Source organism: Clostridium sp. AM49-4BH (genome assembly GCF_003478335.1).
Classification (GTDB): Bacteria; Bacillota; Clostridia; order Lachnospirales; family Lachnospiraceae; genus Butyribacter.
On sequence record NZ_QUFB01000042.1, the window covers coordinates 1 to 14,673 of the forward strand.

Annotated in this window: 13 protein-coding genes; all 13 read left to right on the forward strand. The window is 42.2% G+C overall.

The annotated features are described in order from the left end of the window. Positions 1-144 precede the first annotated feature (144 nt). The 13 genes from DW981_RS11105 to DW981_RS11170 all read left to right on the forward strand — a co-directional run bounded on the left by DW981_RS11105 (position 145) and on the right by DW981_RS11170 (position 14,583). Positions 145-1,071 (forward strand): YitT family protein, encoded by a 927-nt coding sequence (locus DW981_RS11105; protein ID WP_118507767.1) that lies wholly within the window; start codon positions 145-147, stop codon positions 1,069-1,071. 182 nt (positions 1,072-1,253) lie between these two features. Beyond that, positions 1,254-2,366 (forward strand): sn-glycerol-3-phosphate ABC transporter ATP-binding protein UgpC, encoded by a 1,113-nt coding sequence (ugpC, locus tag DW981_RS11110; RefSeq protein ID WP_022024698.1) that lies wholly within the window; start codon positions 1,254-1,256, stop codon positions 2,364-2,366. Positions 2,367-2,575: 209 nt separating this feature from the next. Next, positions 2,576-3,664 (forward strand): helix-turn-helix domain-containing protein, encoded by a 1,089-nt coding sequence (locus tag DW981_RS11115; RefSeq protein WP_022024697.1) that lies wholly within the window; start codon positions 2,576-2,578, stop codon positions 3,662-3,664. A 431-nt stretch (positions 3,665-4,095) separates the two neighbouring features. Next, the gene (locus DW981_RS11120; RefSeq protein WP_118507768.1) at positions 4,096-4,665 is read left to right on the forward strand and encodes a hypothetical protein; all 570 of its coding nucleotides are present in this window, start codon (positions 4,096-4,098) and stop codon (positions 4,663-4,665) included. Between the two features lie 14 nt (positions 4,666-4,679). Beyond that, positions 4,680-5,624, forward strand: a complete 945-nt coding sequence (locus DW981_RS11125; RefSeq protein ID WP_243034731.1) for a leucine-rich repeat protein — start codon at positions 4,680-4,682, stop codon at positions 5,622-5,624. Positions 5,625-5,669: 45 nt separating this feature from the next. Then, complete coding sequence (locus DW981_RS11130; RefSeq protein ID WP_118507769.1) at positions 5,670-6,938, forward strand: leucine-rich repeat domain-containing protein; 1,269 nt, start codon at positions 5,670-5,672, stop codon at positions 6,936-6,938. Between the two features lie 1,224 nt (positions 6,939-8,162). Next, entirely contained in the window at positions 8,163-8,843 is a 681-nt protein-coding gene (gene ftsE, locus DW981_RS11140) for a cell division ATP-binding protein FtsE (RefSeq protein WP_118507781.1), read from the forward strand. Next, entirely contained in the window at positions 8,840-9,742 is a 903-nt protein-coding gene (ftsX, locus tag DW981_RS11145) for a permease-like cell division protein FtsX (protein WP_022025206.1), read from the forward strand. The genes ftsE and ftsX overlap by 4 nt, the downstream gene beginning before the upstream one ends. Before the next feature lie 199 nt (positions 9,743-9,941). Beyond that, complete coding sequence (locus DW981_RS15715) at positions 9,942-11,012, forward strand: hypothetical protein (RefSeq protein WP_243034732.1); 1,071 nt, start codon at positions 9,942-9,944, stop codon at positions 11,010-11,012. Continuing rightward, positions 10,982-11,245: a M23 family metallopeptidase gene (locus tag DW981_RS11155; RefSeq protein ID WP_022025207.1), complete on the forward strand. Its 264-nt coding sequence runs from the start codon at positions 10,982-10,984 to the stop codon at positions 11,243-11,245. Before DW981_RS15715 ends, DW981_RS11155 begins: the two co-directional genes overlap by 31 nt. A 19-nt stretch (positions 11,246-11,264) precedes the next feature. Next, complete coding sequence (locus DW981_RS11160) at positions 11,265-12,491, forward strand: S41 family peptidase (protein WP_022025208.1); 1,227 nt, start codon at positions 11,265-11,267, stop codon at positions 12,489-12,491. Between the two features lie 173 nt (positions 12,492-12,664). Continuing rightward, on the forward strand, positions 12,665-13,606 hold the full coding sequence (locus tag DW981_RS11165) for a MoxR family ATPase (protein WP_022025209.1): 942 nt from the start codon (positions 12,665-12,667) through the stop codon (positions 13,604-13,606). A gap of 32 nt (positions 13,607-13,638) precedes the next feature. Beyond that, positions 13,639-14,583 (forward strand): DUF58 domain-containing protein, encoded by a 945-nt coding sequence (locus tag DW981_RS11170; protein WP_182434247.1) that lies wholly within the window; start codon positions 13,639-13,641, stop codon positions 14,581-14,583. The last annotated feature ends 90 nt before the right edge of the window (positions 14,584-14,673 follow it).

Genomic DNA, 14,673 nt, shown 5'->3' on the forward strand with positions numbered 1-14,673 from the left:
TTTTACCTGAAAATATGTGAAAACTAAAGAACCGCCGTATACCGAACGGTACGTACGGTGGTGTGGGAGGTCGGTAGATAAGATAATTATCTACCTCCTACCCGATTGAATTGGATTGGATGATCGAGGGGATGAGACGCAAGTATGTTTGGAAAACGATTTTGGTGGAGGGAATTACCGGCATTTGTCATTGGAACAGGTATGATGGCATTGGCGGTCAATATGGTATACAGTCCAATGGGGATGGTGCCGGGGGGCTTTTCAGGGCTTGCTATCCTGCTGTCGCATATGCTGTATGAATATGCCGGAATTCCGATGGCTGTTTGGAGCATAAATCTGTTGTTAAATGTTCCGGTTTTTGTATGGGGAATTTTTGAAAAAGGGCATCGATTTATCATGAAATCATTCATTGCCAACCTCATATTTTCGGCAATGTTGTATGCGATACCGGAGCAGCCGGTGGCAGAGGGAGATTTTGTGATGGCTGCTATTGTTGGTGGTGTACTGACCGGCGCCGGTATTGGTCTGGTATTTGCAACAGGATATTCTACCGGTGGAACAGATCTGCTGGGGAGCCTGATCTGCACGTATTATCCGCATATCTCTGTGGCAAACGCGTTGTTTGTCATTGATTCAGTGATCATTGTTGCCGGAGCATTTTATTTTGGTGTCGATAAGGCGATTTATGCAACAGCTGCCGTTTTTGTTTCTTCGAAGGTAATGGACGCGATCCTGTCCGGCATGACGCAAAGCAAACAGATCTTAGTTATTTCAAAGAAATGGCAGGATATAGCGGAGGAGATCATGACATCGTTAAATCGCGGAGTGACACAGATCAAAGCAAAGGGAGTGTATAGCGGACAGGAGCGCCCTGTGTTGCTGTGTGTCATAGGCAAAAGACAGACGGGACAGCTTCTGCAGGCGGTGCGAAAACATGACACGTCAGCATTTGTCATAATCACGGAAGCGAGAGAAGTTTTGGGTGAAGGATTTGATTCGACAGCTCTCGGCATGTCAGCAGATGGCAAAAAACTGTTCAAATTGCACAGAAAAACAACAAAAAAGCCGTAGATTTTTTAGCAAAAGCAATGAAAAAATCTCATTCTATACACTTTGCACAAAAAGCGAAAACTTTCTTTGGCAATTCGTGCCATGGTCAAAAAATTCTGTTTGGTGTATTATATTTTACAGGTTATGTGAGAGGAGTTATTCCCTTACAAGATAAATTAATTGACAAACAGGAGGACATATTAATGGCAAGTTTATCTTTGAAAAACATCTGCAAAACATATCCAAACGGATTCGTTGCAGTAAAGAATTTTAATCTGGACATCGCAGATAAGGAGTTCATCATCTTCGTAGGGCCTTCAGGTTGTGGTAAATCTACTACACTTCGTATGATCGCTGGTTTGGAAGAGATCACAGAGGGTGAGCTTTGGATCGGCAACAACTTAGTAAATGATGTAGAGCCTAAGGATCGTGATATCGCAATGGTATTCCAGAACTACGCTCTGTATCCACATATGTCAGTATATGACAACATGGCATTCGGTCTGAAGTTAAGAAAGACTCCTAAGGAGAAGATCGATAAGTTAGTACATGATGCAGCAAGAATCCTTGACATCGAGCATTTGTTAGACCGTAAGCCAAAGGCTTTATCCGGTGGTCAGAGACAGCGTGTTGCCATGGGTCGTGCAATCGTTCGTAACCCTAAGGTATTCTTGATGGATGAGCCACTCTCCAACTTGGATGCAAAACTTCGTGTACAGATGCGTATCGAGATTTCTAAGATCCATCAGAGATTGGAAGCTACGATCATCTACGTAACACATGACCAGACAGAGGCTCTTACATTGGGTACTCGTATCGTTGTTATGAAAGATGGTGTAATGCAGCAGGTTGCTACTCCAATCGATCTTTATACAAAACCATGTAACTTGTTCGTAGCTGGTTTCATTGGTTCACCACAGATGAACTTCATCGACGCTGTAGCAATTCAGGAAGGCGAAGATGTTAAGCTTGCATTTGGTTCTTATGCAATTAAGCTTCCTGAGCAGAAAGCTGCCAGACTTGTTGAAGGTGGATACATTGGTAAAGAAGTCGTACTTGGTATTCGTCCAGAGGATATCAAAGATGAGGAGATCTTTGTTAACGGTGGAGCTGACAATGTACTTGATGCAACTGTTAAGGTATACGAGATGCTTGGTGCAGAAGTATTCTTATACTTCACTGTCGAGGGATTCGATATCACAGTTCGTGTAAATCCTCGTACAACAGCTCGTCCTGGCGATACGATCAAGATTGCATTGGATCCTGCTAAGATTCATGTATTCGACAAAGAGACAGAGAGAACCATTACAAACTAGTCCTTTATGTTAGAAGATTTGTTAAAATTCTCATAATAAACTATCTAAGACAGGCATTGTATCTACAATGCCTGTTTTATTTACTTTTTACAAATTTCATGCTATAATTTGGTATATGTTATTGGGGATATTAGAAAGGGAAACTTTCTAAAGAACGGGTAAGTTGTTGCGGACAGATAGCACTTACTCGAGAAGCAGCGGAGGTAAATATGATTGCAAATCAGGTGTTGCAGACAAATATCGAAGGAATGAAGAATATTACGCGCGTAGATATTTGTGTAATGGATACGGAGGGGAAAGCGCTTGCCACTACGATAGATAATGTAGAGGAATATGAAGAGGCTGTAATGGCGTTCGTTAATTCGCCTGCAGATAGTCAGGTACTTCAGGGATATCAATTTTTCAAGGTCTTTGATGATCACCAATTAGAATATGTAGTGTTAGCCAAGGGCGACAGCGACGATGTATATATGGTTGGTAAATTGGCGGCTTTTGAAATTCAAAATTTGCTGGTTGCCTACAAAGAGCGCTACGATAAAGATAATTTTATCAAGAACTTATTGTTGGATAATCTGTTGTTGGTTGATATTTACAATCGTGCGAAGAAGTTACATATCGAAGCATCTGTGCGCCGCGTTGTATTTTTGATCGAGACAAAGAATGAGAAGGACACCAACGCATTGGAGACGGTCAAAGGGTTATTTTCCAGCAAATCCAAGGACTTCATCACGCAGGTTGATGAAAAGAACATCATTGTTGTGAAGGAAGTGAAACCGAACGAAGATTATGATGATATGGAGAAAACTGCAAAAGTCATCTTAGATATGTTGAACACGGAAGCCATGACAATGGTGCACGTATCCTATGGTACGATGGTAAATGAGATCAAGGATGTGTCGCGTTCTTATAAAGAAGCTAAAATGGCGTTAGACGTTGGAAAGATTTTTTACAGCGACCGCAATGTTATTGCGTATAGCAGCTTAGGTATTGGCCGTTTGATCTATCAGCTTCCAATGCCGCTTTGCAAAATGTTTATCAAAGAAATATTTGGTGACAAATCGCCAGACGATTTTGACGAGGAGACCATTGCTACGATCAATAAATTCTTTGAGAACAGCTTGAATGTATCAGAGACTTCCAGACAGTTGTATATTCATCGTAATACGTTAGTGTATCGTTTGGATAAGCTGCAGAAGAGCACCGGACTTGATCTGCGTGTATTTGACGATGCGATTACTTTCAAGATTGCGCTGATGGTCGTGAAATATATGAAGTATATGGAAAATTTTGAATATTAATGTATCAAAGGTCTTACAGGAAGCACTCATGGCAAGGTTGGGGTATCACGATAAATATCACCTTGTTCTAAAATAAAAAGGGTCAATCATCAAGGTGTACCTACATCCAATTGTTAGACTTCTAGGTCTAACTTTTGGGGGAGGGTATAATGCTTGGATTTGATTGACTCTTTTTTTACATTTCTTAAAAATCACAAAAAAAGTCACCAAAGTTTTGAACAGAAATTTATGAATGATGCACAAAAGGATAAGTAAAGAAATGGCAGTAAATCATTTTTGTTATGTTTTTTCGGTATATTTTAAGTGCGTATGAAAAATTCTTGTCGTAAATTTTGGAAAAAAATTGTGCATGCCATGTGATATATTTTTACGATATAGAAAAATTATTGCATCCTTACATGAAAACAACGCTGGAAAAAGGAGGTAAAGAGATGAGCAAGAAAGAATGTAGAAAACTGGTATGTGTACTTGCATTATCCTTGCTAATGGCGATGCCAGGCAACGGAATTGCACAAATGGCATCAGCCAGCAACAGTATTACAACTCTGTCGGTAGAAAAAAATGAACAGGATGTTGCGGTTCTCCAAAAAATTATTGCAACGCAGAGCGGCAAGAATACAACGATCAGTGAGAATCTGAATGATAGTAAGCAGTATACATGGGAAAATGGAAGACTGGTGGGAATTAACTGGAGCGATGAGGACAACATATATACTGGTGGCAGAGGGATGACTGGTGCTATATCATTTGCAGGATTATCGGCATTAAAGCAGTTAAATTGTTCCGGTAATAGTATAACGGCGCTGGATGTAAGTGGTAATACAGCATTGGAAACTTTGGAATGTTTTAATACCAGTATCACCGCTTTGGATCTCAGCAATAATGTATTGCTTAAGGATCTGCAGTGTGGTTATGCCAATCTTAAAGAATTGCATGTGGAAAATAATCCGGCATTGGAAAATCTGAGCTGCGAAGCACATACATTTATAAATTGGATGTAAGCAAAAATAAGGCATTGAAAACTTTGCGTTGCAATAACACAGGACTTACCAGTTTGGATCTCAGTCAGAATGCAGCGTTGGAAAGTCTGATTTGCTATTATACAAAGATTCAAAGTTTGGATGTCAGCCACAATGCCGCTTTGGAAATCTTGTCATGTTTGGATAACTCGCTTACCGGTTTGGATGTGAGCAGTAATTTGAAATTAAAGGAATTGTATTGTTCTAAAACTGATATCAGTAATTTGGATGTCAGTAAGAATACACTGCTCGAAGTTTTGTATTGTGATGATACGAAAATTAGCAGCCTGGATCTTAGCAAGAACAAAAAGATGCGGACATTGCGTTGTGACGACAGTGTGCAGGTAACAGGTTTTCGACCGCAGCCGACACAGACACCAGATGTTGCACCAAGTGCGGCACCGGATAACAAGCCAAGTCAACGTCCTGCAGGAATAAAACCTTTGGATACAGCTATTTATCTGCACCCTACTGCTACGCCGAAAGCAACTGCCAAACCAACAGCAGCAGGAACCAAGTTAAAGAACAAAAATGCTTCTTATCAGGTTGTTTCTGCGAATCCAAAACAGCCGACAGTAACCTATGTGCAAAATCTTAAGAAAACAGCCGCAAGCGTGACGGTGCCAGCGCAGGTGAAGATTGGCAGTGTGACCTATAAAGTCGTTGCTATCGGGTTCAAAGCATTTGCAAACAATAAAAAGTTGAAAACATTGACTATCGGAAAGAATATCACAACCATCGGTAAAAATGCTTTTGCCGGATGCAAGAAGTTGAAGAAGATCACGATCAAGTCAACGAAGTTAAAGAGTGGCACGATTGGCAAAAATGCGTTCAAGGGAACGGCAAAGAACTTGGTTGTTAAGGTGCCTAGGAAGCAATATAGGGCATATAAAAAGTTCTTGAAGAAAAAGGGGAATAAGAAGGTAAAAATTAAGAAATAAAGGGCTAGTAAGGACACTACCCATAAAATGAAGGAGGAAATACATATGAAAACAAGAAGAAAATATTTAGTGGGGCTGCTTGCAGCAACGCTGGTGTTGACGGGAATGCCTGTACAGCACACGCAAGCGGCAAAAGCAGCGAAATTGAGTAGCAAAAAAGTCACACTCAAAGTAGGAAAGAGTAAGACGATCACTCTCAAAAATAACAAAAAGAAAACGACATGGAAAGTCATTTCCGGTAAGAAATGTATCAAGCTGAAAAACAAGAAGAAAAACAAGAAGAAAAACAGTGTCAAGATCGTGGCAGTGAAATCAGGTAAGGCAAAGGTACAGGTGAAAGCAGGAAAGAAAAAGTATACCTGCACGGTAACCGTGAAAAGTGCCAAGAAAACCAACACAACGAAGAAACCAACTGTGACGAAGCCAACAAGTTCGGCTAAAAATAAAAATGATGTGTCAGTCATAAAAAGAATTATTCAGGAGCAGAGAAAAAAGGGTGCTACAGTGAGTGAAGATTTGGATGATTGGCAGTATTTGTGGGAAAATGGTAGACTTGTATGGATAAAATGGAATGAAAAAAATCTGCAAGGAAAATTAAATTTTACGGGACTGACAGCATTAATGGAGATTAATTGCGGTGCTAGCAAATTGAGTAGTCTGGATGTAAGTGGAAATAAGGCATTGAAATATTTGTTTTGCAGTGGTAACCAGTTGAGTAGTTTGGATGTAAGTCGTAACACGGCATTGACAGATTTGTATTGCGAAGATAACCAGTTAAGTAGTCTAGATGTAAGCCGTAACACGGCATTAATAGATTTGCATTGCAGTGATAACAAGTTAAGTGGTTTGGATGTGAGCCGAAATATTGTGTTGAAATACTTATATAGTGGTAGTAATCAGCTTAGTAGTTTGGATGTGAGCCGAAATACGGCATTAACAGATTTGTATTGCGAAGGAAATCGGCTGAGAAGTTTGGATATAAGTCATAACACGGCATTAACAACTCTGGAATGCAGTGATAACCAGTTGAGTGGTTTGAATATAAGTCGTAACACGGTACTGAAAAGTTTACTTTGCAATGGTAACCAGTTGAGAAGTTTGGACGTAAGCCATAACGCGGTACTGGACTATTTGGATTGCAGTGATAACCAGTTGAGCAGTTTGGATGTAAGCAATAATACGGCCCTAACAGAGTTGCAGTGCAATAGTAACCAACTGAGAAGCTTGAATGTAAGTAACAACAAGGTATTAGAGGAGTTATGGTGCGATGACAATGTCACCATTATTGGCAAAGCGAACACAAAATTACAGTAATGTCTGACACGACCAATTAATTGTTATATTCTGATTACAGATAGGTCTCATTAGCCTTATGGCTTTGAGCCGGAGATGAATATTAACGAGTGGGAAGCTTAGTCTTCCCACTTTTTTCGACCTAAAACATAAAGTTACAGTCATACTCGTACACCCATCCAATCAATATCAAAAAATAATCCCAAATACCATCCATATGACATACTTATGGGGTGGTATTTTATTAGAGTCTGTTTCGCATATACGAAAATGAGAGGATACGAGAGTTTTTTTAGAAAAAGTGCAATGCCTGCAGCACAAAGCTCGCAGACACAAAAGGGGATAAAAAATTTATCTGAAAAGAAGTATGAGAAAACATATCGCATTCGTTATGGAAGCGGCTATGACAGTATCTTTATACGCAGTGATACCGTCGACGGGAAGTAGGGCAGAGAAAGTAACGAATATCACCTATATCTTAGGGAGAATGATCCATCTTTTTTGTAGCGCAATACGACAAAATGTTGTATACTGATATTGCTTTTATAAAGTAACTCAAACTTCCCATACTGGAAGTTATTGACAAAACCACCTATTGCTTATTATGTCAGTAAAAAATATGATATTTTGCAGCCGGCAAACTAACTTGTTCTGCCGGCTGCGAACTAAGATAATTGCCGCAGAACGCAACGTTTTTAGGTGATTTCTTATTTTGTTAAGTCTCTGATGCATACATGCCTGAAGGAGTGTCTGAGATGTCCCGGTTTAGCAAGGTATCATCCATTTTTGGACGGGACGCTTTCGCTACGATGCACTACGTCACGTTACTTAATGTCTCTGAAATACGAGACATAAGTAACGACGAGCGCAAAGTCCCTTTCAAAAATGATGATTACCTTGCTTCCGGGACGTCGAGTTCTCCGAAGGGCATGTAAATCAATCATCAGAGACAACAAAATCTAGAAATCACTAAAAACGAAAATGCGGCAAGGCAATTACTATAGTTCTCAGATGGCAGAAATCGCTATATTGTGGTTGCAAAATACTTAGTATTCTTTGACATAATAGCAATAGGTGGCTGTGGGGGGATTTGAGGTACGGGAAGTTTGAGAAAGCAATTATGGGCAAAAGCATTAGATAAAGCACGTAGAAAACATTAGCAGAAAGCATGCGTTCAAATGTACGCAGAAAAGAGGTATCATAGTGAGAAAAAGAGCAAAGAGGAAAGAGGAATGGACAGGACCGCTGATCTGTTTATCGGGGGTGGATGTTGTTTATAATACAGGAACAGAGGCATTGAAAAACTGTAACCTGAAAGTGGAAAAAGGTGAGTTTGTATTTGTAGTAGGAAGCAGTGGCTCTGGAAAGTCTACTTTGATCAAATCATTGCTCGGAGAGATCCCTCTACAGGCTGGTGAAATACAGGTGGGGGGCAATAGCCTCACAGAGATGAAACGCAAAAGAATGCCATATTATCGCCGTAAATTAGGTGTAGTATTTCAAGAGTTTCGTTTGCTGGATGATCGTAACGTGTTTGAAAATGTGGCATTGGCGCAACAGGTGATCGGCGTGGATAAGGACCGTATCGAAAAAAATGTGCGTGGTATGCTGCAATTGGTAGGTCTGCAGGATCGTGCGGACGTCTATCCGAGAGAATTGTCCGGTGGTGAGCAGCAGAGAGTTGCAATCGCGCGTGCAATGGTAAACCGTCCGTCGGTATTGCTGGCAGATGAGCCAACAGGAAATCTGGATCCACAAAATTCATGGGATATTATGGCACTGTTGGAAGATATGAACCGGCTTGGTACGACGGTTATGGTTGTTACCCACAATAATGAGATCGTGAATCAAATGCAAAAGCGTGTTGTCACTCTTCACGAGGGCGTTATTATCAGCGATCAGATACAGGGAGGATATGTGCAATGAAAACACTAGGATACGGTATCAAACAAGGTTTCAAAAATATTGTACAAAATAAAATCTTCTCCTTAGTAGCGATTGGAACGATTGCAATCTGTCTGTTTTTGCTGGGGTTGTTCTATGCGCTGCTTAGCAATTTCCAGCACATGATGTACAATGTGGAGAGTAATGTCGGTTTGACGGTGTTTTTTGACAGCGGAATCGAACCGGAAGAAATTGATTCGCTGGGAGAGCAGATCCGTAAGTTAGATGGTGTGGAGACGGTGGATTATATTTCTCCGACAGAAGCATGGAAAAAGTTTCAAAAAGAAATGTATCAGGGAAAAGAAAATTTGGAGGATACCTTTGGTGATGAAAATCCGCTGCAGGATTCAGCGTCGTTTGAGATCACTCTGACAAGAGTATCAAAGCAGGCGAAAGTGTCTAAGGAGATCAAGGAAATGAAGGGGATCCGTAAGGTAAACGGATCGAGCACTGTGGCAAAGAGCCTGAGCAGTGCTAATATGCTTGTTGCCTATGTATCGGCAACGATCATAGGATTGCTGTTGCTTGTCTCAGTATTCCTGATCAATAATGCGGTCGCGACAGGTATCCGCGTGCGCAAGGATGAGATTTCGATCATCAAAATGATCGGTGCAACCGATGGCTTTATTCGTGCACCATTTTTGGTCGAGGGATTGGTTATTGGTTTGATTGGAGCGATCATTCCGATCATAGTATTGTGGGTATTGTACGAGAGAGTGATCCAATTTGTATTAGAACATTTTTCGGCATTGTCACAATGGCTAACCTTTGTGGCTCCATCGAAAGAGTTTGCAACCTTGATACCGATGTCGCTCTTAGTTGGAGTAGGAATTGGTTTTATCGGAAGTGCCTTGTCAGTCAGAAAACATTTGCATGAGTAATGTAAACCGGATAATGGCAGCAGGTTGGTGTCAGTCAGAAAACATTTGCATAAGTAATGTGAATCGGATAATGGCAGTAGGTTGGTGTCAGTCAGAAAACATTTATATGGGTAGAGAAAATTGGGTAATATCAGCTGATGTGTGTTTGGCAAAAAACATGTACACGAGTAGTGAAAGCAGAAAGGCGGGGTGATTGCAGATGAGAAAGCGAAATAAATGGATCGCAGCAGGGGTTGGCCTGTGGCTTACAGGAGCGGTCTGCATTGGAAGCGGAGTATTTTTGGACAATCCGAGTTCTGCACTGACACGGGTAGTGCAGGCGGCAACACAGTCGGAAACAACGCAGGGGCAGATCGATGCAGCCAACAAGAAACGAGAGCAGCTTGAAAAGGAGCGGACGGAGTTAAAGAAAACGCTTTCGAGCAGTGAGAGCAAGAAGGACAATATTTTACAGTATATTACAACGTTGGACAAAAAGATGGACACGTTGACGGATAAGGTAAAGTCTAACGAAGAACAGATTCAGTTAGTGCAGTCTACCATCGATGAATTACTGCTTCAGGAGGCGCAGGTAACTGCAAAGATGTCTAGTCAGTATGAGACGATGAAAGAGCGCATAAAATATATGTATGAGGACGGTACTTCCGGGTATTTGGAGTTGTTAGCCGGATCCAGCAGTTTGTCTGAAATGTACAATCATCTCGAATATATCAGTAAGATCAGCGAATATGATCAGAAGATGTATGGAGAGTATGAGTCTACCAAGCAAAAACTTACCAAGACGAAGAAAAATAAGCAGGCAAAGAAAGATGAGTTAGTAGCAACGAAAGAGACGCTTTCTTTTGAAAAACAATCCGTGAAACAATTGATCAGTAAAAAGAAAGGGCAGTTGACAAAATACAACAATCTGATTGCGGATTCGGAATCTTCTATCAGCACGTATGATGTGAAGATTGCGGCGCAGGAAAATCAGGTGGAGAATTTGTTGGCACAAAAACGCCGGGAAATTGCGGCAGAAGAAGCGGCACAAAAATCATCGCCTTCTGGCAATAGTCCTAACGGCACTGATACGACCACAAGTCAAACACCGTCTAGTAATGCGGTGAGCACATCAGGATTTATTTGGCCGTTAGCAACGGCAGGACGGATCAGCTGCGGTTTTGGACCGAGAACGGCGCCGACAGCCGGAGCGAGCACGTACACAAAGGAATTGATATTGCGACGCCGACCGGAACAATTGTGCGTGCAGCGAAGGCAGGAACCGTTGTGACAGCAACCTATTCCGCTTCAGCGGGTAATTTTGTGGCAATTTATCATGGAGATGGCGTTTATACATACTATATGCATAACTCTTCCCTAAGGGTATCTGCGGGAGAGAAAGTCACCAGAGGACAGACGATTGCATTGTCCGGCTCTACAGGAATCTCTACCGGACCGCACTTGCACTTTGCGGTATATGCGCATGGATCCTATGTGAACCCATTAAATTATGTATCAAGATAGTAAAAGAAATGGAGACAGAATGAAGCGATTTTTGAAAGGTTTTTTGTGCGGAATGCTTACCACATCGATGATGCTGGTGGTTGCGTTGACCGTAGGTCAATTCAGTGGTTACATCGACCTCGGTGCAGCTTGGAATCGCACAGATCAAGATAGTACGATGAAGCGGGAAGTTAAACAAAAGGCTTCCACGATTGAGAAATATATTGATGCGTACTATTTGGATGACATCAATAAAGATAAGATGGAAAATTCTATATACAAAGGAATCGTGAATGGACTGGGAGATGATTATGCAGAATACTATACGGCAGAAGAATATGCGGAGATCATGGAGAAGACTAGTGGTACATTCTATGGGATTGGCGCATATGTGACCCAAAATACGGACACAGGTGCGATAACGATTGTTAAGCCGATGAAAAACAGTCCGGCAGAAAAAGCGGGATTGAAAGCGGGAGATATTATTTATGCGATCAATGACGAGCGGGTTTCCGGCAAGGATCTTTCGGCGGTGTTAGCGCAGATCAAGGGTGAAGAGGGATCTAAAGTCAAGCTGACGATCGTTCGTTCCAGAGAGAATGATTACCTGACGTTTTCGGTGAAAAGAGCGAAAATTCAGGAAGATACGGTTTCCTATACTATGTTAAATGACAAGATTGGTTATATTCAGATCACGGGATTTGAAGAAGTGACGCCAAATCAGTTTTCAACAGCAGTTAATGCCTTAGAAAAGGAAAAAATGGAGGCACTTATTTTAGATCTGCGTGATAATGGTGGAGGATTGCTCAAATCCGCAGTTTCGATGCTAGACCGTGTTATGTCTAAGGGGATGGTGGTTTATACCAAAGATAAACAAGGTGTTTCAGAGAAATTCTATGCGGAAGATGTGAAACATGTTTCTGTGCCGATGGCTGTGTTAGTCAATGGCAATTCGGCAAGTGCATCGGAAGTGTTTTCCGGGGCGTTGCAGGATAAAAAGAAAGCAAAATTGATCGGGACCAAGACGTTTGGTAAAGGGATTGTACAGACGATCTTTGACTTGCAGGATGGATCGGCGTTGAAAATGACAACGTCGAAATATTATACGCCGAGTGGCCGCAATATTCATGGAACCGGACTTGAGCCGGATATTAAAGTGGAATTGGATAAGTCGACGGTGGGGCAGAAGGATAAAAATGGGAAGCTTAAACCGGATAATCAGATGCAAAAGGCAATTGATTATCTGAAAGGACAGATAAAAGGCTGACAAATAGCAATTAACTATCTGAAAGGACAGATAAAAGGCTGGCAAACAGCAATTGACTATCTGAAAGGACAGATAAAAGGCTGGCAAACAGCAATTGATTATCTGAAAGGACAGATAAAAGGCTGACAAATAGCGTATAACAGAATTGTGTACAGGATAAAGGAGGGGAACGCGTGGATCAAAAGCAGATACAGGATAAGCTGGAACGGATACAGCGGGAAGTCAATCAGGTGATCCGAGGTAAAGAAAACGTGGTAGAGCGGGTTCTTGCAGCAATCATCAGTGGCGGCCATATATTGATGGAAGATATTCCGGGCGTTGGCAAGACAACGCTTGCGACAACGTTTGCAAAAGCACTGTCCATGAACTATAAGCGTGTGCAGTTTACACCGGACGTTTTGCCAAGTGATATTCTGGGATTTTCGATGTATGACGCGGGGAGCCGGCAGTTTGTATACCGCCCCGGTGCCGTGTTTTGTAATCTGTTTTTGGCAGATGAGATCAATCGAACCTCTCCCAAAACACAGTCTGCTTTGCTTGAGGTTATGGAGGAGAATCATGCAACGGTAGACGGTGTAACCAGGCCGTTGCCGAATCCCTTTGTGGTCATCGCAACAGAAAATCCACTGGGATCATCAGGAACGCAGATGCTGCCGGAATCTCAGCTGGATCGTTTTATGATCTGTGTATCTATGGGGTATCCGGAACATCAGGATGCTGTGGCGATATTGAAGGGCGAATCAGCCGATCTGTTATCCAAAGTTCAGCCGGTATTGTCGGCAGAAGAGTTGTGTGCGCTTCGCAGCACATCGGAAACGATCTTTGTGCATGACAGTATTTATGATTATATTGTTAATTTGGTGGAGGAGACTAGACATAATGATCTGTTTGAGATGGGAGCAAGTCCGCGTGCAACGATCGCATTGCTTCGTATCTCACGTGCGATGGCAATGATTGCCGGGCGTGATTTCGTGACTGCCGCAGATGTACAAAAGGTATTGCGCGATGTGTTAGGGCATCGTGTGCGCCTGAGCGCCAGAACACGTGCGGAGCGTATTACGGTAGATCAGGCAATGGAACAGCTTGTGCAGACGGTGAAGGCACCACGGATGTGATAAAGCAATTCGGCGCATGGAGGATGAATGGGATGAATAGAGAAGGATCAAAGCGACATTGGAAACTATATCCGTTACGTATAGCGGGTTATGTTCTGCTGTTTGTCGTTATGGTCGTTCTCTATTTCTTTTTTAAGAGTTATGTTGTCGCATCGTTAGTATGGCTGCTTGTTTTGCTGCCGGTCGTATCCATATGGTTGAACTGGAAAATGACCCCATATCTTACAGTGCGCATATCTGCCCTGCAGCCGAAAGTCATAGCAGGTGAAGAGAGCCGTTTTATGTGTAAACTGAGTAATGCGTTTCCGTGGGTTAGTTTACAATGCGAATTGCAGGGAACGCTTGGCAATACTTTGTATCACACAGAGGATCCGATCCGATTGTGTTTACCGGTACGCCTGCGTGGGGAAGAAGCCATGGAGTTACCGTTTAGATGCAAATATAGTGGCAATCTGCAGCTTTGTATCCATACGCTCGCCATCAAGGATCTGCTCGGTTTTGTATCGGTGAAGCAGGAAGTTTCTGAGGAGGCGGCGATCGCGGTAATGCCGCAGGAGACAGGAGAGGCATCAGAACAGAAAAGCGGTTTCCAGATGGGAATGAGTGAATTGGAAGAAAGTCAGGCAAAGGGAAATGACTTTGCTGAAATAACGGATGTCAGGGAGTATCGACCGGGAGACCGAATCAAGGACATTCACTGGAAACTTTCCGCTAAGAAAGAAACACTTATGGTCAAAGAGCGGACAAGCGTAGCACAGAGCCAAGTGGTATTGGTGCTTGATCTGTCCGGACAAAGGGACACAGTAGAAGAGGTTTTGGGGCTTGCTTACGGTTTAAGTAAGTTGTTCTTAAAAGAATATACACCGGTTCGTCTGCTCGTGTGGGATGCATTAGAATATGATTTTATCGAAGTTTTGATCCAAAAGAGAGAAGAGATTGATACGCAGTTATTTATTTGCTGCGGAGAGCTGTGGTGACGGACAATATCGAGCTGGCTAAAATGGTGCAAAGCTTGCGTCCGCAGTTGCAGGCATATGCAGTGATCGGCTTATACGAAGATGGTGTGC